Origin of the sequence: Microbacterium sp. LWH7-1.2 (assembly GCF_038397755.1) — a bacterium.
In the GTDB taxonomy this organism is placed as follows: Bacteria; Actinomycetota; Actinomycetes; order Actinomycetales; family Microbacteriaceae; genus Microbacterium.
The window spans coordinates 2753672-2776552 of the sequence record NZ_CP151637.1 but is presented as its reverse complement, the minus strand read 5'-3'; the positions used below and the strand labels follow the sequence as shown (position 1 = coordinate 2776552).

General features: G+C 68.6%; 25 protein-coding genes and 1 riboswitch. Of the genes, 16 read left to right on the top strand and 9 right to left on the bottom strand.

What is annotated here, in order from left to right; all coding sequences use genetic code 11:
- The first annotated feature begins 75 nt into the window (after positions 1-75).
- From MRBLWH7_RS12835 to moeB, 6 genes are all read left to right on the top strand, one after another.
- Positions 76-675, top strand: coding sequence for a TetR/AcrR family transcriptional regulator C-terminal domain-containing protein (locus MRBLWH7_RS12835; RefSeq protein ID WP_341995048.1), 600 nt, complete (start codon positions 76-78; stop codon positions 673-675).
- A gap of 75 nt (positions 676-750) precedes the next feature.
- A riboswitch (TPP riboswitch) is annotated at positions 751-859 on the top strand.
- On the top strand, positions 858-2591 hold the full coding sequence (thiC, locus tag MRBLWH7_RS12830; RefSeq protein WP_341995047.1) for a phosphomethylpyrimidine synthase ThiC: 1734 nt from the start codon (positions 858-860) through the stop codon (positions 2589-2591). Its footprint overlaps the riboswitch before it by 2 nt.
- 9 nt (positions 2592-2600) lie before the next feature.
- Positions 2601-3818 carry a glycine oxidase ThiO gene (thiO, locus tag MRBLWH7_RS12825; protein WP_341995045.1) on the top strand — a complete coding sequence of 406 codons (1218 nt, stop codon included), beginning with the start codon at positions 2601-2603 and terminating at the stop codon, positions 3816-3818.
- Entirely contained in the window at positions 3815-4054 is a 240-nt protein-coding gene (gene thiS, locus MRBLWH7_RS12820; protein WP_341995043.1) for a sulfur carrier protein ThiS, read from the top strand. Before thiO ends, thiS begins: the two co-directional genes overlap by 4 nt.
- Entirely contained in the window at positions 4017-4829 is an 813-nt protein-coding gene (locus tag MRBLWH7_RS12815; protein ID WP_341995041.1) for a thiazole synthase, read from the top strand. The genes thiS and MRBLWH7_RS12815 overlap by 38 nt, the downstream gene beginning before the upstream one ends.
- On the top strand, positions 4826-6028 hold the full coding sequence (moeB, locus tag MRBLWH7_RS12810; protein WP_341995039.1) for a molybdopterin-synthase adenylyltransferase MoeB: 1203 nt from the start codon (positions 4826-4828) through the stop codon (positions 6026-6028). The genes MRBLWH7_RS12815 and moeB overlap by 4 nt, the downstream gene beginning before the upstream one ends.
- Positions 6029-6105: 77 nt before the next feature.
- Here moeB and MRBLWH7_RS12805 read toward each other — a convergent pair whose 3' ends face one another.
- Positions 6106-6780 carry a TetR/AcrR family transcriptional regulator gene (locus tag MRBLWH7_RS12805; protein WP_341995038.1) on the bottom strand — a complete coding sequence of 225 codons (675 nt, stop codon included), beginning with the start codon at positions 6778-6780 and terminating at the stop codon, positions 6106-6108.
- Positions 6781-6973: 193 nt separating this feature from the next.
- On the opposite strand from MRBLWH7_RS12805, the gene MRBLWH7_RS12800 reads away from it, so the two are divergent.
- The gene (locus MRBLWH7_RS12800; RefSeq protein WP_341995036.1) at positions 6974-7453 is read left to right on the top strand and encodes a hypothetical protein; all 480 of its coding nucleotides are present in this window, start codon (positions 6974-6976) and stop codon (positions 7451-7453) included.
- A 369-nt stretch (positions 7454-7822) separates the two neighbouring features.
- Positions 7823-8023, top strand: coding sequence for a hypothetical protein (locus MRBLWH7_RS12795; protein ID WP_341995034.1), 201 nt, complete (start codon positions 7823-7825; stop codon positions 8021-8023).
- Positions 8024-8061: 38 nt separating this feature from the next.
- Here the strand turns inward: MRBLWH7_RS12795 and MRBLWH7_RS12790 are convergent, their stop codons facing one another.
- The 8 genes from MRBLWH7_RS12790 to MRBLWH7_RS12755 form a co-directional block, all read right to left on the bottom strand.
- Positions 8062-8337 (bottom strand): MerR family transcriptional regulator, encoded by a 276-nt coding sequence (locus MRBLWH7_RS12790; protein WP_341995032.1) that lies wholly within the window; start codon positions 8335-8337, stop codon positions 8062-8064.
- Between the two features lie 714 nt (positions 8338-9051).
- Positions 9052-10164, bottom strand: coding sequence for a HoxN/HupN/NixA family nickel/cobalt transporter (locus MRBLWH7_RS12785; protein WP_341995030.1), 1113 nt, complete (start codon positions 10162-10164; stop codon positions 9052-9054).
- Between the two features lie 73 nt (positions 10165-10237).
- Positions 10238-10969 carry an urease accessory protein UreD gene (locus tag MRBLWH7_RS12780; protein WP_341995028.1) on the bottom strand — a complete coding sequence of 244 codons (732 nt, stop codon included), beginning with the start codon at positions 10967-10969 and terminating at the stop codon, positions 10238-10240.
- A gap of 4 nt (positions 10970-10973) precedes the next feature.
- Complete coding sequence (ureG, locus tag MRBLWH7_RS12775; protein ID WP_341995026.1) at positions 10974-11756, bottom strand: urease accessory protein UreG; 783 nt, start codon at positions 11754-11756, stop codon at positions 10974-10976.
- Positions 11749-12423: an urease accessory UreF family protein gene (locus tag MRBLWH7_RS12770; RefSeq protein ID WP_341995024.1), complete on the bottom strand. Its 675-nt coding sequence runs from the start codon at positions 12421-12423 to the stop codon at positions 11749-11751. The genes ureG and MRBLWH7_RS12770 overlap by 8 nt, the downstream gene beginning before the upstream one ends.
- Entirely contained in the window at positions 12423-14126 is a 1704-nt protein-coding gene (locus MRBLWH7_RS12765) for an urease subunit alpha (RefSeq protein ID WP_341995022.1), read from the bottom strand. Before MRBLWH7_RS12765 ends, MRBLWH7_RS12770 begins: the two co-directional genes overlap by 1 nt.
- The gene (gene ureB, locus MRBLWH7_RS12760; protein WP_341995020.1) at positions 14126-14458 is read right to left on the bottom strand and encodes an urease subunit beta; all 333 of its coding nucleotides are present in this window, start codon (positions 14456-14458) and stop codon (positions 14126-14128) included. Before ureB ends, MRBLWH7_RS12765 begins: the two co-directional genes overlap by 1 nt.
- 9 nt (positions 14459-14467) lie before the next feature.
- Complete coding sequence (locus MRBLWH7_RS12755) at positions 14468-14770, bottom strand: urease subunit gamma (RefSeq protein ID WP_341995018.1); 303 nt, start codon at positions 14768-14770, stop codon at positions 14468-14470.
- A gap of 276 nt (positions 14771-15046) precedes the next feature.
- Between MRBLWH7_RS12755 and urtA the strand changes: the two genes are divergently transcribed.
- From urtA to MRBLWH7_RS12715, 8 genes are all read left to right on the top strand, one after another.
- Positions 15047-16348, top strand: coding sequence for an urea ABC transporter substrate-binding protein (gene urtA / locus MRBLWH7_RS12750; RefSeq protein ID WP_341995016.1), 1302 nt, complete (start codon positions 15047-15049; stop codon positions 16346-16348).
- Between the two features lie 114 nt (positions 16349-16462).
- Entirely contained in the window at positions 16463-17347 is an 885-nt protein-coding gene (gene urtB / locus MRBLWH7_RS12745) for an urea ABC transporter permease subunit UrtB (protein ID WP_341995014.1), read from the top strand.
- Positions 17344-18435: an urea ABC transporter permease subunit UrtC gene (gene urtC, locus MRBLWH7_RS12740; protein ID WP_341995012.1), complete on the top strand. Its 1092-nt coding sequence runs from the start codon at positions 17344-17346 to the stop codon at positions 18433-18435. Before urtB ends, urtC begins: the two co-directional genes overlap by 4 nt.
- The gene (locus tag MRBLWH7_RS12735; RefSeq protein ID WP_341995010.1) at positions 18432-19253 is read left to right on the top strand and encodes an ATP-binding cassette domain-containing protein; all 822 of its coding nucleotides are present in this window, start codon (positions 18432-18434) and stop codon (positions 19251-19253) included. Before urtC ends, MRBLWH7_RS12735 begins: the two co-directional genes overlap by 4 nt.
- Positions 19253-19933: an urea ABC transporter ATP-binding subunit UrtE gene (gene urtE / locus MRBLWH7_RS12730; RefSeq protein ID WP_341995008.1), complete on the top strand. Its 681-nt coding sequence runs from the start codon at positions 19253-19255 to the stop codon at positions 19931-19933. Before MRBLWH7_RS12735 ends, urtE begins: the two co-directional genes overlap by 1 nt.
- A gap of 60 nt (positions 19934-19993) precedes the next feature.
- Complete coding sequence (locus MRBLWH7_RS12725) at positions 19994-21712, top strand: hypothetical protein (protein ID WP_341995006.1); 1719 nt, start codon at positions 19994-19996, stop codon at positions 21710-21712.
- Entirely contained in the window at positions 21712-22275 is a 564-nt protein-coding gene (locus tag MRBLWH7_RS12720; protein ID WP_341995004.1) for a helix-turn-helix domain-containing protein, read from the top strand. Before MRBLWH7_RS12725 ends, MRBLWH7_RS12720 begins: the two co-directional genes overlap by 1 nt.
- The gene (locus MRBLWH7_RS12715; protein WP_341995002.1) at positions 22275-22853 is read left to right on the top strand and encodes a helix-turn-helix domain-containing protein; all 579 of its coding nucleotides are present in this window, start codon (positions 22275-22277) and stop codon (positions 22851-22853) included. The genes MRBLWH7_RS12720 and MRBLWH7_RS12715 overlap by 1 nt, the downstream gene beginning before the upstream one ends.
- The last annotated feature ends 28 nt before the right edge of the window (positions 22854-22881 follow it).

The window sequence follows — 22881 nt, the reverse complement described above, 5'->3', positions numbered from 1 at the left end:
GACGAGGTCCCTTCTGCCGGGGAGGAGTACCACCTGAACGGTGTTCACTAGAACGGTGTTCAATATAGTGGGCTGATGGGGACGGCGAGAGCAAATCGGGGTCACACCCGTGACGAAGTGGCGCACGCCGCGATGCGGATCCTCGACGAGTACGGCCTCCCCGACCTGACGATGCGCCGGCTCGCGGCCGCGCTGGAGGTGCAGCCCAGCGCCCTCTACTGGCATTTCCCGAACAAGCAGAGCCTGCTGGCGGAACTCTCCGACCGGATCGTCACCGAGGTCGACTCCGGATCGGCTGAGCGGGATTGGGTGTCCCGGGTTCGCGCCGAAGCGTGCGCGCTGCGCCGAGCGCTGCTGGCGCACCGCGACGGTGCTGAGCTCGTCGCGAGCACCTTCGCGCTCGGGCTGGGATCCCGGGCAGCGCACGACCGCCTGGCGGCCGCGATCGGCGCCGGCGGATTCGACGACGAGTCGGTCCGGCGAGCGACATCCGCCCTGCTCCACTTCGTGCTCGGTCAGGTCCAGCATGAGCAGCAAAGACAGCAGTACCGCCAGTTGGGCGTTCACGGCGACCCGTCTCCGCCCCTCCGACAGGACGACGCCCCGGAGGCCGATTTCGCGTTCGGAGTCGAACTCCTGGTGGAGGGACTGCAGTCCCGTCGCCTCGGCGGCTGACCGGCGGCTGACCGGCGGCTGACCGGCGGGATCCGACATCGACGCCGCTCGGCCCGGTCGGTTGCGGTACCGTTGCGCTATCCACACGGGTGCCCTCGCAAGGGCTGAGATCGGGCTGACGCGGCCTGCGACCGTTCGAACCTGTCCGGGTAATGCCGGCGAAGGAAGTAGGAGTCGCCTCCATGGAGTCCGTCCGTTCATCGCGCGTTCTCGCGTATCTGCACGACACCGAACTCGACATCCGAGTGCCCGTCGACCGGATCCCGCTGGACCCGTCTCCGGACGGCTCGCCCAACGCACCCGTGACCGTGTACCGCACTCAAGGGCCTGGCAGCGACCCGGTGCGGGGTCTCGAGCCTCTGCGCGAGGAGTGGATCATCGCTCGCGACGACACCGACGAGTACTCCGGCCGCGACCGCGTTCTTCACGACGACGGCCGTTCCGCAGTGCGCCGGGGCGCAGCATCCGTCGAATGGAAAAGCGAGAAGCGCCGTCCGCGCCGGGCGAAGGCGGGGCGCAGGGTCACGCAGATGCACTACGCCCGCAACCGCGTGATCACCCCGGAGATGCGGTTCGTCGCACTGCGCGAGAACTGCGACGTGGAGCTGGTGCGGTCCGAGGTCGCGGCCGGGCGGGCGATCATCCCGAACAACGTGAACCACCCCGAATCCGAGCCGATGATCATCGGCAAGGCGTTCCTGGTGAAGATCAACGCCAACATCGGCAACTCCGCGGTGACGAGTTCGATCGCCGACGAGGTGTCCAAGCTGCAGTGGGCGACGACCTGGGGCGCCGACACCGTGATGGACCTGTCGACCGGGGATGACATCCACACCACTCGCGAGTGGATCGTGCGCAACTCGCCGGTGCCGATCGGCACCGTGCCCATCTATCAGGCGCTGGAGAAGGTGGACGGCGACGCGTCGGCGCTCACCTGGGAGGTGTATCGCGACACGGTCATCGAGCAGTGCGAGCAAGGCGTGGACTACATGACCGTCCACGCCGGCGTGCTGCTGCGGTACGTTCCGCTCACCGCCGGGCGGGTCACCGGCATCGTCTCGCGCGGCGGCTCGATCATGGCCGGCTGGTGCCTGGCGCATCACCAGGAGAACTTCCTGTACACCCACTTCGACGAGCTCTGCGAGATCTTCGCCCAGTACGACGTCGCGTTCTCGCTCGGTGACGGACTCCGCCCGGGATCGATCGCCGACGCCAACGACGCCGCGCAGTTCGCGGAACTCGACACCCTCGCCGAGCTGACCAGGCGGGCGTGGGAGTACGACGTCCAGGTGATGGTCGAGGGCCCGGGCCACGTGCCGTTCCATCTGGTGCGCGAGAACGTCGAGCGCCAGCAGGAGCTGTGCGACGGCGCGCCGTTCTACACGCTCGGGCCGCTCGTGACGGACATCGCGCCCGGCTACGACCACATCACCTCTGCGATCGGAGCCACCGAGATCGCCCGCTACGGGACGGCGATGCTCTGCTACGTCACCCCGAAGGAGCACCTCGGGCTGCCGAACCGCGACGACGTGAAGACCGGCGTGATCACCTACAAGATCGCCGCCCACGCAGCCGACCTCGCGAAGGGGCACCCGGGCGCGCAGGCTCGGGACGACGCGCTGTCGAAGGCGCGGTTCGAGTTCCGGTGGCGGGACCAGTTCGCGCTCTCGCTCGACCCTGAAACGGCCGAGGAGTTCCACGACGAGACCCTGCCTGCCGAGCCGGCGAAGACCGCGCACTTCTGCTCGATGTGCGGGCCGAAGTTCTGCTCGATGCGCATCTCGCAGGACATCCGCGATCAGTTCGGGATCGTCGCCGAGTCCGCGCGTACCGCCGGGATGGTGGAGAAGGCCGCGGAGTTCAGGGATTCCGGCGGGAGGATCTACCTGCCCGCGCCGGCGCTGCGGCAGCAGTAGGCACCGCGCATGGCTCACCGACCGACCGCCGATGTGATCGTCGTCGGAGGCGGGATCATCGGGCTGAGCATCGCGTGGCGCGCCGCGCAGAGCGGGCGCTCGGTGCAGCTCGTCGACCCGGCTCCGGCTCAGGGAGCCACCTTCGCTGCGGCGGGCATGCTCGCTCCGGTCAGCGAGTACCACTACCAGGAGGATGCGCTCCTGCCCGCGATGCTGGAGTCCGCAGCACTGCATCCCGGGTTCGTGCGCGAACTGGAGCCCGTGGACGAGGCGGTGGGGTACCTCCGGAACGAGACGCTGCTGGTAGGCGTCGATCAGGGGGACCGGCAGGCGCTGGCCGATCTCCACGCCGCGCATCGTCGTGCTCGGCTGGCCGTCGAGCCGCTGACGACCCGCGATGCTCGCATCAGCGAGCCGTTGCTCGGGCCCCGGGTGACCAGTGTCTACCGTGTTGCGGGCGACCATCAGATCGACCCGCGCAAGCTCGCCGCCCGGCTCCTCGACGAGCTCGTGCGTGCGGCGCGCCAGGGACGGCAGGTGGGGATCGTCCGCGTGCAGGCGGTCGCGCTCCTGCATCGCGACCGGGCAGACGACGACTCCGATGTCGTCGGCGTCCGGCTGGCGGACGGGACGACGATCGGCGGGGCGGAGGTGGTGCTCGCGAATGGTGTCGGTGCGCGGGCCATCGGGGGGCTTCCGGGGCGGCTCGATCTGCCGCTTCGGCCCGTGTACGGCGACATCCTCCGGCTGCGGGTGCCCGAGCGGTTCCGCCACCTTCTGCGGAGCACGGTGCGTGCCCTGGTTCACGGGGAGAGCGTCTACCTGGTGCCCCGGTCCGACGGCACGCTCGTCATCGGCGCGACGCAGCGCGAGGACGGATTGGATGCTGTGTCCGCAGGGGGCGTGCATCGGCTTCTCCGTGACGCGCAGCAGGTCGTCCCAGCGATGGGGGAGTTTCCGCTCATCGAAGCGACGGCCAGGGCGCGACCGGGCACGCCCGACAACGCGCCCCTGCTGGGCCGCGTTCGGGGACGCGACGGCGCCGCCGTCCGTGGGCTGGTTGTCGCGACCGGCTTCTTCCGGCACGGGGTCGTTCTCGCCCCGCTCGCGGCGGACATCGCCCTCGGGCTCATCGACGGCCGCCCCGATCCCCGATGGAGCGCGTTCCGCCCCGATCGATTCACCACCGCTCACGCCGATCTCACGGCAGAAAGGACCCACCGATGACCACGATCACCGTCAACGGCGAACCCCATCACGCTTCCGCTGCTCAGTCGGTCGCCGACCTGGTGCAAGGGATCCTGGGCGTTCGCGTCGCCACCGATGGCACCATCCCGGACGGCAGCACCCTCGGCATAGCCGTCGCGGTCAACTCGGTCATCGTCCCTCGCGCGGGCTGGGCACGTGAGCAGCTCGCCGACGGCGATGCGGTCGAGATCGTCAGCGCCACGCAGGGAGGCTGACGTGCCCACCGACACCCTGCATATCGACGGCGTCGACCTCGGCTCGCGACTGATCATGGGCACCGGCGGAGCCCCGAGCCATGCCTTGCTCGGCGATGCCCTGCGGGCGTCCGGCACCGAACTCACCACCGTCTCGATGCGTCGGCATGACCCGTCGACCACAGGCTCCCTCTTCCAGCTCCTGAACGACCAGGGCATCGGGCTGCTTCCGAACACGGCAGGATGCCTCACCGCGAGGGAGGCGGTGCTCACCGCCGAACTGGCGCGCGAGGCGCTGTCCACCAACTGGATCAAACTCGAGGTGATCGCGGACGAGGACACCCTCCTCCCCGATGGCGCCGAACTCGCCGCCGCCACCGAGCAGCTCGTCGGACGGGGATTCGTCGTCTTCGCGTACACCAACGACGACCCGGCACTCGCCCTGCGCCTGGAAGAACTGGGCGCCGCCGCCGTGATGCCGCTGGGCGCGCCGATCGGGACAGGGCTCGGCATCCTCAACCCTCACAACATCGCCCTCATCATCGAACGGGCCGGCGTTCCGATCGTGCTCGACGCCGGCATCGGCACCGCATCCGACGCCGCGCTCGCGATGGAGCTCGGCTGCGACGCCGTGCTGCTGGCGACCGCGGTCACCCGCGCACAGGACCCCGTCGGCATGGCGACGGCCTTCCGGCACGCCGTGATCGCCGGGCGGCTCGCCCACCGGTCGGGCCGCATCCCCCGCCGCACCGCCGCCCAGCCCTCCTCCGCCATGGAAGGACGAGCGGATCTTTGACCACCACCTTGCCTCCGGTGGCCCCGCCACCGCTCGTCGCCCCGGCGCCCACGCTCGAGTTCGCGGAACTCGACCGGTACTCCCGGCATATCCTCCTTCCCGAGATCGGCGGGATCGGCCAGCGGCGGCTGAAGAACGCGCGCGTGCTGGTCATCGGCGCCGGTGGACTCGGATCCCCGGTCCTCCTCTACCTCGCCGCCGCCGGTGTCGGCACGCTGGGGATCGTCGACGACGACCGCGTGGAAGCCAGCAACCTGCAGCGCCAGATCGTCCACGGTGTCGGCGATGTCGGCCGCCTCAAGGTCGATTCGGCGCGCGATGCCATCGCCGCGATCAACCCCCTGGTGGACGTCCGCACCCATCCGGTTCGCCTGACGAGCGAGAACGCCGTCACGCTGTTCGAGGCGTACGACCTCGTCATCGACGGCGCCGACAACTTCGCCACTCGCTATCTCGTGTCCGACGCTGCCGCGGTGACCGGGAAGCCGTGCGTGTGGGGCTCGATCCTCCGGTTCGGTGCCCAGGTCAGCGTCTTCTGGAGCACCTGCGGGCCCACCTACCGCGACCTCTACCCCGACGCCCCTCCGCCCGGAACGGCCCCGTCGTGCGGCGAGGCCGGCGTGCTGGGAGTCCTCTGCGGAGTCGCCGGCTCGGTGATGGCCGCAGAGGCGATCAAGCTCATCACCGGCACGGGAAGACCTCTGCTCGGGCGACTCACCGTCTTCGACCTCGCCGATGGCACCTGGCGCGAGTTGCGGATCCTGCCCGACTCCGACCGACCGCCGATCACGGAGGTCCGGAGTCAGGGAGATCTCTGCGGCGTTAGCATCCCGGCCAGCGGCGCACCCGACATCATCACGGTCGAGGAGCTGCGCACGTCACTGTTCGAGCGCTCGTCGGGCCAGGCGACGTTCGAGCTGCTCGACGTCCGCGAGGCTGACGAACACGCTCGAGCCCGTATCTCGGGCTCCCGTTCCGTGCCGCTCTCTCGGCTGCGCGGCGACGGACCGGGGCGCTTCGACCTGCCGTCCGAACTCCCGATCATCGTCTATTGCAAAGCCGGACCGCGCGCGCACGCCGCCGCGACGCTCCTCTCAGACGCCGGGCACCGGGATGTGCGCGTCCTCGCCGGAGGATTCGACCGATGGACTGCGGTGTGTCCGGCCGACCCTGATCACTGGCAAGCGCCGTCGATTTGAGCGTTGAGCGATGGGCCCGCCACCACGGCCTGCTCGAGCCGACCATCACACCGCCACGCAACGGTCCGCGAGCTCGGCTACGCGGAGACTCTCAGGGTCTCGAGAGCGGCGAGGACGAGGTCCAGGCCGAAGGTGAACTCGTCCGCCGGGTCGAAGCCGGCTGCCACGAGCGCCGTGGCTGACTCGCGGAGGTAGGGGAACTCGTCGGGAGGGAGCTGGGGCAGATAGGCATCCTCGATCACGTCTGCGAGCTCATCCGCGGTGTCGAACGGCAGGCTGGCTGCCTGCAGGGAGAAACCGTAGACATAGCTGTCGAGCAACCAGTTGGCGTGCGTCGCCATCAAGGGCGAGAACCCAGCCTTCCGGAGGCAGGCGGTGACCGCTTCGTGGTGGCGGAGGTTCGCGGGCCCGGGCGATGTCCGCGACTCCATCAGACCGTTCGCCCACGGGTGGCGTGCGAGAACCTGTCGGGCAGACACCGCCCGCCGTCGTATCGCCGACCGCCAGTCGCCTCCGTCGGGCGGGAGCTCGATCTCTCCGAACACGACGTCGATCATCGCGTCGAGCAACTCCTCCTTACCTGCCACGTAGTGGTAGAGCGACATTGCGCCCGCGCCGAGCGCGTCGGCCAGCCTGCGCATGCTCAGCCCGTCGATGCCCTCGGAATCGGCGAGGCGGATCGCCTCGACCACGACCCGCTGCCTGTTCAATCCCAGGTCGGAGGCGACCTGGCGTTGCTTTCTTGCAGGCACGGAGTCTCCTCGCTGGCTCGGACGGCTTGACAATCGTACGGCGTACGGTCATAGTACAGCGTACGACGTACGGTGTACGAGCGACGGTTGTCGCTCACGGCCCGCCCTCCGTGCTCGAGATATCCGATGCGCATGCACCCGCCGAACCTGCCGCCACTCCGGCGGATGAACGGCTCCTCTCGAAAGAAGACCGATGACCATCCGAACGAAAACTCCGAACCAGCTCGACAACCCGCGGATCCCCGTGCAGGCCAAGCTCGCGGCCGCATGGACCAGCTTCATGTTCCTCTACGTCTACGTCGACATCCTCAACTTCTACAAGCCCGGTGTCGTCGACAGCATCCTGGGTGGTCTCGTCTGGAGGTTCGAGGTCAGCCCGACCCTTCTGACCGTGATGCTCGCGTCGGTGGCGCTCCCTGCCGTCATGGTGATGCTCTCCCTGATGATGCCCGCCAAGGTGAACCGCGCCACGAACCTCGGCGTCGCCGCGCTCTACATCCCTTACTCGATATTCAATGCCGCCGGAGCGACCTGGGAATGGACCTTCTTCTACGGCCTCTCCATCGGAATCGAGGTGCTGCTCCTGGCCTTCATCCTGCGCTCCGCCTGGACATGGCCCCGAACTCCCGTCGTCGTCCCCGCAGATCCCGCGACGACCGACCTTCGACGATGACGGATACCTACTCAGATTCAGACTCGGACGCCTCTTCCGCAGGAACACCGGGCGCGCGGGACTGGATGTCGGAAGGTTTCAGCGATCGTGGACGCGCGGTCGCGTCGGATCGCTGCTGCGTCTGCGACCTCGGCCTGGGCGAATGCCAGTCATCCGCCTGCGCGGCTGCCCACCGCTTGTCGCGAGCGACGCGCCTCTCGTCCGGAGTTTGGTCGTTGGACTGTTCGGAACCGCTGCTCATCCTGCGACGCTACGGAGCCCAGATGTGCGCTCTCTCAGCAACCGACCGCGCGTGCAACCCGGGACCTCGGCCATCACTGCTCTTCATGTTGTCCCGAATGCTCCGCGCCGTGGGCGTACGCTCGCCTCATGGCACCTCCGGACACGTTCGAGGCCCGATTCGACGAAGTGGCCACCGGCGGGCAGCGCCGGGTCGCCGTCGGCGTCGAAGTCCGCGACCGGGAGTCCGACGGATCGATCCCGACCGCGGCGTGGTTCCGTGGCGAGGAATATCGCCTCGACGTCGAGGATGAGGAGGCAGGAACTGCGATCTACGTGAGACGCCTCTAGGGCGTCCCCCGTTCTGCGCTTTCGCGATCGCAGAGGCCTCAGCCTGCGAGTTCGTCCCGCAGCGCCTGGTTCTCGTCCTGGAGTTCGAGTACTCGAAGCACGCCCTCCAGGTTGACGCCCTGCTCGCGCAGTTCCGCGATTCGCCGAAGGCGCACGAGATCGTCGTCGCTGTAGCGACGTGTTCCGCCTTGCGTCCTCGACGGCGTCAGCAGCCCCTTGCTCTCGAAGAGCCGCAGGCTGGCCTCCGGTATCCCCAGCAGATCGGCCGCCACGGCGATGCCATAGAGCGGAGTCGAGGAGTTGCGGTCCGGCATCCTGAGAGTTTCCTTAAAAGGCGTTGCGGCGTGCTTCCACTTGAGTTACAAAAAATCTACAACACAGATCGCAGATTATCTCCGTCTTGAGTGACGGCTTCAGTTCTCGGGTGAAGTGGATAAGAGGTGATTCTCGATGATGCTGGTGGCAGCCCGCGCCGAAGCGCCGCAGGCACACGAACCGGCAGATTCGCTCTGCGCCGACCAGCGATGGGTCGATGAGGAGTTCTTCCGCATCATCCGGCGGTCGTTTCCGGCGCGAACGGCGACGTCACCGGCCGAGCTGCCATCGCAAGCGGTCATCGTCCCTCCCGCGGCGAGATCGCTCCGATTCATCCGAGCCGGTCAGAGAAGTGTTCTTCGCACCCGGGTTCGTTCCCCTCCTGCGCAGACCAGCCCCTGCGTCTGAAGATTCGGCTCGGCCCCAGAGCGCCCGCGCGACCAACGGCTGTGCCGACGCGTGGTGCCGGCCGCAACATCCGGGCCGGCACCACGCGCGAACGGAATGGAGTCACCATGGATCTCGGCCCTCATCCTCGATTCGAGGCCAAGCAGGTCAACGATCTGGAGTGGGTCGTTCACGACCTCACGTACGACGAGAGCGATCCCCGCCGAGTGATCGCCCACATCTGGCAGGCAGACCTCGACGAGTACGAGGTGACGTGGGTGCGCGGCCTTGCCCTCGACCGCTGGTATCACTCGGTCCACTCCGTGCTAGAGGATGTGGTCGCTCGCATGCCGAACAGAACGAAACCGATCCCCATCCCGCACCGGCCACCGGCCGGTGCCCACCTCGCGGTGGCGGTGTAGCCGCTGCGAGGTCATGCTGCAGCCGCGCGCGGTGCGCGCGAATACCCAGCTGGTGAGCCACGCGACGAGAAGCGCGGCGACGATGATCAACCCGAAGGAATCGAGATTCGTCGCCGCGATGGCCTCCACGGGTGCCCACCGGACTCTCGCGGAGTCGACGAGCACCCCGCACAGGCCGACGGTCCCGACGATGAAGGCGACCGTGACCGAGAGCAGGATGAGGGTGGCGTTATAGCGGCTCCGCCGCTCGGGACGATCCGCCGACCATCGATAGAGCCTCGCCGTGACGATGCTGTTCATGCCGTCGCACGTCACCATCCCCGCGGTGAACAGCAGCGGCAGAACCATGGCCGCGTACCACGGCATGACGATGCCCGCCCCGCCGGCGATCAGGAGCAGCGTGATCGTGGAAGCGGTGTCGAATCCCAGCCCGAACAGCAGGCCGACGACGAACATCTTCCACGGGGCATTCAGCGTGGCCGCGGTGCGCGCGATGATCAGCGAGATGGGGCCACCAGCCGCGGGGGCGTCCTGGACCGAAGCGCCTGCGCGCGCGTGACGGAGAAGTCGTACGAGGATGACCAGGTTCGCCGTCGCCATGGCGAGCAGGAAGATGCTCGACACTGTGGGTCCCCACACCCCCGTGAAGACCGCCAGTGGAGAATCCTCCGCCCCGATCTGGGAGGTCAGGGCTCCGACTCCGGCGGTCACGAGGCCGACCGCCACCAGCACCACCGTCGAATGTCCCAGCGCGAACCACAGGCCGACACTCGACGGGTCCTTGCCGTCGGCCACCAGCTTGCGGCTCGTGTTGTCGATGGCGGCGATGTGGTCGGCATCGAAGGCATGACGCATGCCGAGCACGAAGGCCGTGACGGCGAGACCGGGCCCGAACGTGGACGTGCCGGCTTGATAGTCGCCGGGCAGCACCACGGTCGCGAACAGCGCCCAACTGACGATCAACAGCGCGCCGGCGACGATCAGCACGCGGCGCGCTGCCGGTGTCATGCGATTCATGGCTGCTCCCTTCCTTCCCGATCCGATGGGCGCCGGTCCTGGGGCCGAGGGCGCGCCGTCTTCTCCCTCGTCGTCATGCGACACGTGCGGGTTCCCGCGCGAGCCGCGCTGCGCCGATGAGGAGGCCCCCGAGGGGACTCTCATGCGCGGCGTCGCCGAGGTAGCGCACCACCGTTCCTCCTCGCTCGAGTTCGAGGCGGGTCGCACCCGCGACGTCGGCGACGGACGCCTGGTCACCCACGGCGATGACGCTGTCCATGACCCGATTCGGACCGAGAATCCCGGGGACGGGGGAGTCGCCACGCACCTCGAGGGTTTCCCGCACGAGCGGGCCGATCGCGTCCGAGACATCCATGTCCGCCGTGAGCCGGCCGCCGCGCTCCCCGGTGCGCCCGAGGACCAGGGTCTCGCGCAGGACCGCCGACGAACCGGCGGCCAGCGTGATGGTCAGCGACCGCGTGAGGGAGCCGGCATCCGTGATCACCGTCGGAAGACCCTCCCAGGTGAGGTGCGCGCCGGGCTGGAGATCGACGCGCGCGTGCCACTGCGACGCGTCGCCGGCCTCTCCAGGGCGCCCGTAGACGACGAGGCCGCCGATGTCGACGAGGGTGAGCGCGCAGCCCGCGCCGACGACGATCCGGATGCGGACGTCGTCGCCGGGAAGCAGCATCGCGCGCCCGGCCACCAGCGCCACCTCGGCGGACCTCCCGTGCCGACGCACCAGGCGCGGCACGATGAGTTCGCCCGCCAGCGCGCACGACACATCCTCTCCGCGCGGGGACATGTCGACGACCGTGGGGTTCATGGCTTCACGGGTGCACGTGGTCGGCGTGGCTGTGCGCGGACTCGTCCGCCGCATGCCCGTGGGGCGCCTCGCCGTCCTCGTGCGTGTGGAGGAAGCCGTTGCCTTCCTCGTCGGCGTGGAAGTGCGGTGCCATCGGCCCGGGGTCCTGCGGGATGTGCGAGCCGGCGCGGTGCGCGGCCAGCACCGAGAGCACCCACGCGCGCAGCGCGGCGACCGAGGGTGCGTCGGTGCGTGAGAGGGCGAGGACGGGCCGCTCGTCGCGCGCGGCGGTGGCGTCGGCGACCATCTGCGGGACGTCCACCCCGACATAGGGCGCGAGATCGGTCTTGTTGACGACCAGCAGGTCCGCGCGGCCGATGCCGGGTCCGCCCTTGCGGGCGACGTCGCCGCCGCCGGCGACGTCGAGCACGAAGATCTGCGCGTCGACGAGGGCCGGCGAGAACGTGGCGGTGAGGTTGTCGCCGCCGGACTCGATCACCACCATGTCCAGTGGCGCGAACGCGCGCTCGAGGTCCTCGGCGGCGAGGAGATTCGCAGTGACGTCATCCCGGATGGCTGTGTGCGGGCACGCACCGGTCTCGACGGCGATGATGCGCTCGGGCTCGAGCACACCGGCGGAGCGGAGGAAGCGGGCATCCTCATCGGTGTAGATGTCGTTCGTGATGACGCCGATGCGGATCTCGTCGGCGAGGGCGCGGCAGATCGTCGCGATGAGCGATGACTTGCCGGTGCCGACGGGACCGGCGACGCCGAGGCGCAGAGCGCGGGATGCGGGGGATTCAGGCACGGAAGAGCCTCCTGGTGGATCGTGCGTGGGCCTCGGCCCACGCTTCGGATTGTGGTGCGGTGAGCGCGGGGATGCCGGCGGGATCGGTGATCGCGGCGATCGTGCCGAGGCGGTCGTCGACCCCGCTGCACAGCTCCACCACGAGCGAGACGAGCTCGAGCGGGTCGCGCGGCTCGAGCTTGAGGACGGCTGCGGCAGCCGCCTGCATGTCTTCGTAGACGACGAGCCGCGCCAGCTCCAGCGGTGGCACGTCGAGTCCGGCGGCGATGACGCCGAGCACGCACGGGCGCGGCGGCGGCACCGGGCGCTCCCGCCAGGCGGCGATGGCCTCGTCGCCCGGGAGCAGTGTGCCGCCCACGCGCAGGTACCCTCGCGCGAGCAGACGCGCGGCATCCCGCTGGGCCCGGCTCGGCGTGCGGGCGGCCCACGCGGCCTCGACGGCATCGAGATCGCCACCCGTGATGCGGGCGTGCCGCGCAGCCACGGCGGTGCCCGCCTCGACGAGCGTGGTGGTCGCGGTCCTGCCGCGCAGGAGCGCACCGAGGTGCGCAGCATCCACCCCCGCCGTCACCGCCGGCTCCACTCCGGCAGAGTGCGCGTGACCGCCCGAAGGCAGCCGCGCGTCGGCCAGCAGCAAGGCGGCGGTGGAGGAGGCGAGGGGAGGCATCAGAACAGCTGGTAGAGCTGGGCCAGGGGAAGGCGTGCGGCGGGCGCGGGCTCGACGCGCTCGCCGTCGATCGAGATGTCGAACGTGTCGGGCCGGATGTCGATCCGGGGGAGAGCGTCGTTGTTGCGCATGTCGGCCTTGCCGACGTCGCGCGTCGAACGCAGCGGCAGCAGCCGGCGGGTGAGACCGAGCCGTTCTTCGAGTCCGGCCTCCAGCGCCGCGGGCGCGACGAACGAGACCGACAGGGAAGCGCCGATCGCGTCGGCGAACGAGGGGCGCATCAGCACCGGCTGCGGTGTCGGGATCGACGCGTTGGGGTCGCCGAGCGCACCCCAGACCAGTCCGCCGCCCTTGATGACGACGCTCGGACGGAAGCCGAAGAACCGCGGATCCCACAGCACGAGATCGGCGAGCTTCCCGACCTCCACCGAGCCGACCTCGTCGTCGATGCCGTGAGCGATCGCAGGGTTGACGGTGTACTTGGCCACGTAACGGCGTGCACGCTCATTGTCGGCGGGAAGGCTCCCCCCGAGCGATCCGCGGCGGGCCTTCATGACATGCGCGACCTGCCAGGTCCGTGTGACCACCTCGCCGATACGCCCCATGGCCTGAGCGTCGGAGGACGTGATCGAGATCGCGCCCATGTCATGCAGGATGTCTTCCGCGGCGATCGTGGTGGCACGGATGCGGGACTCCGCGAAGGCGAGGTCCTCGGGCACGCCGGGGTTGAGGTGGTGGCAGACCATCAGCATGTCGAGATGCTCGGCGACGGTGTTGACGGTGTGCGGCAGGGTCGGGTTCGTCGACCCGGGGATCACGTACGGCAGGCTCGCGATCGACAGGATGTCGGGCGCGTGACCGCCGCCGGCACCCTCGACATGGAAGGCGTGGATGCTGCGTTCCGCCATCGCCGCGATGCTCGACTCGACGAACCCGGCCTCGTTGAGCGAGTCGCTGTGGAGGGCGACCTGCAGCCCCCACTCCTCGGCGGCACGGAGACTGGCGTCGATCGCCGCGGGCGTGGAGCCCCAGTCCTCGTGGACCTTGTAGCCGGCCGCGCCGGCCAGAGCCTGCTCTTCGAAGGCCGCCTCGGACACCGTGTTGCCCTTGCCGAGCAGCAGCACGTTCACCGGCAGCCGGTCGAGCGACCGGTGCATCTGCTCGAGGTGCCATGCGCCGGGGGTCACCGTCGTCGCCTTCGAGCCCTCGGATGGGCCGGTGCCGCCGCCGACGATCGTCGTGATGCCGGTCGCGAGCGCCTCGTGGATCTGCGACGGGGAGAGCAGGTGCACGTGGGAGTCGATGGCGCCGGCGGTGAGGATCTTCCCCTCCCCGGAGATCACGTCGGTCGAGGGGCCGATGACGAGTCGCGGGTCGACCCCGTCGGCGATGTCGGGGTTGCCCGCGCGCCCGATACCCACGATGCGACCGTCGCGGATGCCGACGTCGGCGCGGACGATGCCCCACCAGTCGAGGATCACGGCGTTGGTGATCACCGTGTCGAGCGCGCCGTCGGCGCGGGAGACCGTGCTCTGTGCCATCGATTCGCGGATCGACTTGCCGCCGCCGAACACCGCTTCCTCGCCGCCGACCGTGAGATCGTGCTCGAGCTCGATCCACAGGTCGGTGTCGCCGAGGCGGATCTGGTCTCCCGTGGTCGGCCCGTAGATGCGGGCGTACCGCTCCCGATCGATGCGCACCATCAGTCGTCCTCCGTCGATCGGATCTGGATGCCGGCCACACGTCGATTCCCGCGCAGGGAGACTGCCGCGACGCGTTTGGAGACGCCGGGCTCGAACCTCTCGGATGTGCCGGACGGGATGTCCAATCGGAAGCCAGCGGCCGCTTCGCGATCGAACTCGAGCGCGGCGTTCACGTCGGGCAGATGGATGTGCGAGCCGATCTGCACCGGCCGGTCGCCGGTGTTGAGGATCACGAGGTCGAGGCGCTCGTCATCGGTGCGGTCGGCGTTGAGCTCGATCGACCCGGGCCGGACCCGGATGGCGCCGGGACCGGATGCTGAACCTGATGCCATGGCAGTTCCTCAGTCGATCGGGTGGTGGAGGGTGACGAGCTTGCGGCCGTCGGGGAACGTCGCCTCGACCTGTACGTCTGCGAGCATGTCGGCGACGCCGTCCATCACGTCTTCCCGGCTCAGCACGGTTCGTCCTTCGGTCATTAGCTGAGCCACCTCGGCGCCGTCGCGGGCGCGTTCGATGACCCAGGTCGACAGCAGGGCGACCGCCTCCGGATGGTTGAGCTTGACGCCGCGCTCCCTGCGGTCGCGCGCCACCATGCCCGCCACCGCGAGCAGCAGCTTCTCCGTGTCTGCGGGTGACAGGTGCATGGGGGCTCCCTCCGGATCGATGCGTGTCAGAAGTCTGCCATCGCCTGGGAGCGGTGATGTTCTTTCGCGCGCGCGTAGCGCTCCGAGAACCCCGGAAAATCAACGAGAACAGCGACTTCGACGGTCGGAGTGTTTACATGCTCGATACGTTCGAGCAATGGCAATGTAATGCCGCAGCTCCATGGTTGGACCCACCTGCAGCGCCTGTGCGCTCGGTTCGCACCCCATCGCATCACACCCGAAACGCACCGCATCACCCTTGAAACGGAGCACAGCATGATCACCACCCACAGGAAGCGCCTCCGGGCGATCCTGGCCGCGGGGGCGCTCGCCACCAGCGCCGCCCTGGTCCTGTCCGGCTGCGGCAGCCGCGCCGGCGACGCCGCCCCGACCGAAACGGCCGCGGCCGCCGAGAGCTGCGTCGACACGTCCGGCGACACCATCAAGCTCGGGTTCCTCAACTCCCTCACCGGGGGCATGGCGATCTCCGAGAAGACGGTGTCGAACGTCCTGCACATGGCCGCGGACGAGATCAACGCCGACGGAGGCATCCTCGGCAAGCAGATCGAGTACATCCAGGAAGACGGTGCCACCGACTGGCCCACCTTCGCGGAGAAGACCGAGAAGCTGCTCACCCAGGACTGCGTCGCCGCGATCTTCGGCGGCTGGACCTCGTCGTCCCGCAAGGCCGTCAAGCCGGTCGTCGAGGAGCACAACGGACTGTTCTTCTACCCGGTGCAGTACGAGGGCCTCGAGGCCTCGCCCAACATCTACTACACCGGTGCGACGACCAACCAGCAGATCATCCCCGCGATGGACTTCCTCGCCTCGCAAGGCGTCGAGACGCTCTTCCTCGCGGGCTCCGACTACGTCTTCCCGCGCACGGCGAACGCGATCATCAAGCTCTACGCGGAGGAGCTCGGCATCGAGATCGTCGGCGAGGAGTACGTGCCGCTCGACAAGGACGACTGGACCACGCAGGTGGCGAAGATCGCCGCGGCGGAGCCCGACTTCATCTTCAACACCATCAACGGCTCGTCGAACGTGGGCTTCATCAAGGCGTACTACGACGCGGGCCTCTCGCCCGAGACGACGCCGATCATCTCGGTGTCGATCGCCGAGGAGGAGGCCCCTGCCATGGGCCACGAGGTGACGGGCAACTACGCGTCGTGGAACTACTTCCAGTCGCTGGACACCCCGAACAACCCGGCGTTCATCGAGGCCTGGAAGGCCTACCCGGGCTCGAGCGGCGTGACCTCCGACCCGATGGAGGCCGCCTACATCTCGATGTACCTCTACAAGGCCCTCGTCGAGGCGGCCGGATCCTTCGACGTCGACGCGGTCAACGCGGCAGCGGTCGAGAACGAGATCACCGTCGACGCGCCCGAGGGCGTCGTCACGCTCGACGGTGAGAACCACCACATCTCGAAGCCGGGGCACATCGGCAAGATCAACGCCGAGAACCAGTTCGACATCGTCTGGGAGTCCGACGGGTTCATCGAGCCCGACCCGTACCTCGAGGAATACGACTGGTTCCCCGAGGACGTCCGCAAGTCGCTCGTCGCCGCCGCGGGCTGATTCTCACGGATGCTGGGGCCTCGTGTCGCACGCACGGCTCGGGGCCTCAGCATCCCATCCGATCCGCACCCTGCATCCGCACGGACGCATCCGCACAGAAGGGAGTGATCGCACATGGACGCACTGATACCCCCGCTGCTCAACGGCAGCGCCGTGGGTGCGCTGCTCCTTCTGGCAGCCCTCGGGCTCACGCTCATCTTCGGTCAGATGGGGGTGATCAACATGGCGCTCGGCGAGTTCATCATGGTCGGCGCCTTCGTCACCTACCTGACCCAGCTCGTCATCCCCTCCAGCGACATCTCGATACCGGTGGCACTCCCGGTCGCGTTCGTGGTGGCCGGTCTCCTGGGACTGCTGCTCGAGGTCAGCATCATCCAGTGGATGTACCGCAGACCGCTCGACACGCTGCTGGCCACCGTCGGCGTCTCGCTGATCCTGCAGCAGGTCGCTCTGCAGATCTTCCCCGCCCAGGGCGTCCCGGTCGAGAACCCCGGGTGGCTGCAGGGCCAGATCGATGTGTTCGGCTACGCGTGGCCCTACCGCCAGGCGTTCACCATCGCTCTCGCGCTCGTGTGCGTCGCCGGACTCGCCGCGTGGCTCAAGTACACGTCCTTCGGTCGCCGGATCCGCGCGACGGTGCAGAACCGTGACCTCGCCGAGACGGTCGGCGTGCGCACCCGCAACGTCGACCGGATCACGTTCTTCGTCGGGTCGGGGCTCGCCGGGGTCGCGGGAGTCGCCGCCTCCCTGATCGGCGGCACGAACTCCCAGATGGGCGTGCAGTACATCATCCCCGCCTTCCTGGTCGTGGTCGCCGGCGGGATCGGCCAGATCAAGGGCACGATCATCGCCGCGTGGGTGATCGGTGTCGCGATGGCGTTCTTCGCGGACTGGACGAGCGGAAGCCTCGCGCAGGTGCTCGCCTTCGTCCTCGTCGTGATCTTCCTCCAGGTCCGCCCGCAGGGCCTGTTCACCGTGCGGACGAGGGGGCTGGCATGAAGAAGCTGACGAAGCTCAACCCGTGGTACTCGCTCATCGGCATCGCCGTGTTCGCGGTGCTCCTGCTGGTCGTCGCCCCGTCCGTGCTCTCGATGCACTGGATCAACAACCTGGGCAAGTACAGCGCGTGGGCGATCGTCGCGGTCGGCATCGGCCTGGCGTGGGGCCGCGGCGGAATGCTCGTGATGGGGCAGGGGGTCTTCTTCGCGCTCGGCGCCTACTCGATGGCGATGCACCTCACGCTCGAGACAGCCGGACCCGATGCGACGCCCACCTTCATGATCCTGTACGACCCGCTGGCCGCCGTCCCCGCGTTCTGGGAGCCGTTCCGCAGCGAGTGGTTCACGGTGCTGGCGATCGTGCTGCTGCCGGTGATCGTGGCTGGGGTCCTCGGTTACGCGCTGTTCAAGCGCCGGGTGAAGGGGGCGTACTTCGCGATCCTGACTCAGGCGCTCGCCGTCGCACTGGCGGTGCTCGTCAGCTCGACGATCCGCGAGACGGGCGGCGACACCGGGCTGAGCGACTTCAAGTACTTCTTCGGCTACGTGCTGAACGACGACGCGAACAAGCTCATGATCTACATGATCACGGTGGGCCTGCTCATCGTGTGCATGCTGGTGGCGTGGCAGCTGTACCGCAGCCGGTTCGGCGAGCTCCTGCTCGCGACGCGGGACGCCGAGGACCGTGTGCGGTTCCTCGGATACGACCCGGCGAACATCAAGCTCGTCGCCTTCGTGATCGCCGCGGTGATGGCGAGCATCGGCGGGGCGATGTTCGTGCCCCTCGTCGGCATCATCACGCCGCAGGAGATCGGCGCCTCGGCGTCCATCCTGTTCATCGCGGGAGTGGCGCTCGGCGGCCGGGCCTCGCTCTTCGGCCCCGTGCTCGGGGCGATGGCGATCGGCTGGGGGCAGTCGAGTCTCGCCTCGAGCTGGCCCGAGGGCTGGATCTACATCCTCGGACTGCTGTTCATCGTGGTGACCCTGTTCCTGCCGAACGGGCTCGCCTCGCTCTTCAGCAGGATGTGGTCGACCGTGCGGACCAGCGCGGACCGGCGCTCCCAGGCCGAGAGGAGGCTCGCAGCATGAGCGGGACCGAATCGACGGCTCCCCTCGCGGGTGCCGGGCGGCCGCTGACTCCCGATGCCGAGACATCCGTGAAGGTGTCGAACCTCACCGTGACCTTCGACCAGTTCACGGCCGTGGACGACGTGAGCCTGCTCATGCTCAAGGGGCAGGTGCACTTCCTGATCGGGCCGAACGGCGCCGGCAAGACGACGCTCGTCGACGCGCTGACCGGGCTCGTCCCGGCCACGGGCACGGCGACGTACGACGGCATGGATCTGCTGTCGATGAAGACGAACAAGATCATCCGTGCGGGTGTGGGCCGAACGTTCCAGACCGCGACGGTGTTCGACGAGCTCTCGGTGCTGCAGAACCTCGACATCGCCGGCGGGGTGCACCGCAAAGCGTGGCGATTGCCGTTGACCCGGCGCGGCGTGCCCTCGTACGTCGAGGAGGCGCTCGAGACGATCGGGCTGACCGAACTGCGCGACAAGCCGGCGGGAACTCTCGCGCACGGCCAGAAGCAGTGGCTCGAGATCGGCATGCTGCTCGTGCAGGACGCGAAGGTCATGTTCCTCGACGAGCCCGTTGCCGGCATGAACGCCGACGAGCGTGACGAGACCGGTCAGCTGCTGCGCCGCATCGGCGACGAGCGCACGATCATCGTGATCGAGCACGACATGGACTTCGTCCGCAACTACGCCGAGTGGGTGACCGTCATGCACATGGGCAAGCTCCTCACGGCGGGGACGGTCGAGCAGGTGCAGGCCGACCAGCGGGTCCAGGAGGTCTACCTCGGGACGGCCGCGGACGCCGCCGTCGAAGGGAAGGGCGATCACTGATGCTCGAGATCAAGGGAGTCACCGCCGGCTACGGCCGCACCAAGGTGCTCCACGACGTCACGGTCGAGATCCCCACGGCTCAGGCGGTGTCCGTCATGGGTCACAACGGCGCGGGCAAGACGACCCTGCTGCGGGTCGCCACCGGGCTGATCCCCGTGATGAGCGGCCAGGTGCTGATCGACGGCGAGGACGTCACACGGATGCCGCCTTCCCAGCGCGTGAAGCGAGGACTGGGGTACGTCCCCCAGGGGCAGCAGTCGTTCCCGCAGATGACGACGCTCGAGAACCTGCAGCTGGTGGCGAAGCGGCAGTCCGACATCGACGAGGTCTTCGATCTCTTCCCCGTGTTGAAGGACCTGCTGGGACGGCGCGCCGGGCTGCTCTCCGGCGGTCAGCGCCAGCAGCTCGCGATCGCCCGCACGCTGCTGACGAAGCCGAAGCTCCTCGTGCTCGACGAGCCGACCGAAGGCATCCAGCCGAACATCGTCGCCGACATCGAGCGCGTCATCATCGACCTCACTCGGAGGGGCGACCTGTCGGTGCTGCTCGTCGAGCAGCACGTCGGATTCGCACTCCGGTCCACGAACGCCTTCTACGTGCTGCAGTCGGGCCGGATCACGATCACCGGGCAGGGAGGGGCCGCCGCCATCGACACCGTGCGGGACGCGATGGCGATCTGATTCAGATCGATTCCGCGCGGCAACGCGGCCGAAACACGCCTGCGGCAGGATCCAGTCATCGTGGAAGCGCTGGAGGTGGGTGTGCATGCGCTGGGCGTGAGAGCCGGCGCGCGGGGTGGGGACGCACGCTCCGCCGCCGAAGACAGCCTCGAGGACTACGCGTTCCGCTATGTGCCGCGCTCGTTCCGGCGCTGGAGCGCGCTGTCCGTCGGCGGCACGGCCCTCGGATCGATCGCCTTCCTCGCAGACTTCTCGATCGGCGCGAGCGTGGGACTGGAGCACGGCACGACGAACGCCGTGCTCGGCATCCTCCTCGCCTCCGTGATCATCTTCATGGTCGGCTTCCCGGTCGCCTTCTATGCGGCGCGGTACAACATGGACCTCGACCTCATCGCCCGCGGCTCGGGCTTCGGCTATCACGGCTCGATCATCACGACGGTGGTGTTCGCCGGCTTCACGTGCATCTTCTTCGCGCTCGAGGGCGCGATCATGGCTCAGGGCCTGGAGGTCGCGGTGGGCATTCCGCTGCCCATCGGCTACGTGATCTCCACAGTGGTGGTGATCCCGATCGTGATCTACGGCATGCGGGCGCTCGAGCGCCTCCAGTTCTGGACCACACCGCTCTGGCTCGCGCTTGCGCTGCTCCCGCTCATCTGGGTCGTGTTCACACAGCCCGACGCGGTGACGGCGTTCATCGGGTTCACCGGCGCCTCCGACGGCACGGTGAGCTTCAGCGCCATCGTCGCCAGCGCAGCGGTGTGCTTCGCGTTGACCCCGCAGCTCGCCGAGCAGATCGACTACATCCGCGTCATGCCGCCCCGCACCGCCGCGAACTCCCGGTCGTGGTGGGCGGCGTTCGTGTTCAGCGGTCCCGGCTGGGTGATCTTCAGCGGGACGAAGCAGGTGATCGGGCTCTTCCTCGCGGTCTACCTCGTGACGAAGGTGGACCCGGCGCTCACCGATCGCGCCGCCGAGCCGGTCAAGCAATTCCTCGGCATGTACCAGTCGCTGGTGCCGGACTGGATCGCCATCGCACTCGTACTCCTTCTCATCGTCGTCGCGCAGGTCAAGATCAACGTGACGAACGCGTACTCCGGTTCGCTCGCCTGGTCGAACGTCTACACGCGGGTCAAGAAGCGCTACCCCGGCCGAACCGTGTTCGTCATCTTCAACCTGGCGATCGCGCTCTCGCTCATGCTGATGGATGTCTTCAGCCTCATCTCCTTCGTCCTGAGTCTGTACGCGAACGTCGTCATGGCCTGGTTCGTGACGATCTCCGCCGACATCGTGATCAACAAGCACCTGCTGCGGCTCTCGCCGCGCTACCCGGAGTTCCGCCGCGGCATGCTCCACAACTGGAATCCGGTCGGCCCCGTCTCGGTGGGGCTGGCCTCGGTCCTCTCACTCCTGTGCTTCGCGGGCGTCTTCGGCCCTGCGATGCAGCCCTTCTCCGTCCTCGTCGCGATCGGCGTCGCCGTCGTCGTCACCCCGCTCATGGCGGTCGTGACGCGCGGACGGTACTACCTCCGACGCACATCGGACGGCATCCCGACCCCGATCCTCGACAACGACGGCAATCCGTCCGGCCAGCGGCTGCGCTGCCACGTCACCGGCTACACGTTCGAACGGCCGGATATGCTGGCCTCGGCCGAGTCAGGACCACGGGGTGAGCTGCAGTTCGTCTCGTCTCTGGCGTTGACGCTCGACGACTCCGACCGCTACGTCCTCCCGGCGGAGCCGGCCACGCTCCATCGAGACGGGCGGGGAAGGATGCTGTGATGGACGAGATCGTCGACACTCCGTCTGCGATCCTCGCGAGCGCTGCCATGCTGCTGCGCCAGCGCACGTTCGACGACATCTCGTACGCCGATCTCGCGGAGATCGCCGACGTCTCGGAGCGCACGATCTACCGTCGCTTCCCGACGAGATCGCATCTGCTCGAGGCGCTCGGGCGCTGGATCGAGGCCGAGCACTTCCCGGTCCTGGACTTCCGCACGCCTGCCGAGTTCCGTGAGGCGGTGCGCGCGCGCTTCCGCGCCTACGACGCCGAACCGGCGTTCGCCTTCGTCGCGGCCCGCGGCGGAGCGCTCTCGCCGACCGCGGACGACCCCGCGGCCCCGATCACCGAGGCGATCGTGGCGATGATCGACGCCGCGGCGCCCAACCTGAACCGTCGCGACGCGCGGCGGGCCGCAGCATCCGTCCGGTACTTCGTCTCCCCGATGTTCTGGGCACGGATGCGGACGGGATTCGACATGAGCGCCGACGAGACGTTCGGGGTGTTCGACCTCACCCTGCGGCGGGTACTGCCCGCCGCGACCGAGGCGAATCGGGCGGCGTGATGGCGACGCCCGCACCGGCGTCGGAGGTCTCGGGGACGCAGGCGGCGATCCTCGCCGCCTACACCGAGCTCATCGATGAGGTCGGCACCGACGATGTCTCCTTCCGCCTGATCGCCCTGCGCGCGGGCGTCGGCGAGCGCACCGTCTTCCGCTACTACCCGACACGCGTCGACCTCCTCCTCGCGACGGCGGCCTGGATCGAACGCACGATCTTCACGCGCGCCGAGTCCGACTCGATCTTCGACGTGCCCATCGCCATCCGTGAAGCGATGGAGGCGTACGATCGGCGGCCGGAGCTCGCCTATGTCGTGGCCGAGACGGCGATGCGCGGGGTCAACGGCTCAGATCCCGCACCGCATCGAGAGGAGTTCGACGGGATGCTGCGCCGCGAGGCTCCCGCGCTCGCCGACGCCGACCGGCGAGCCGTCGTCGCAGCGCTCTGTCACCTCGACTCCGCCGCGACCTGGGTGACGATGCGGCGCGAACTGGGCATGAGCGGTCGCGACATCGCCGATGCCGCGACCTGGGCGGCAGAGGCCATCCTCGACCCGCTTCGTGACGGCGAGTCGGGGCGCTGACCCATGCCGGACGCAGAGCCGGTCGGCC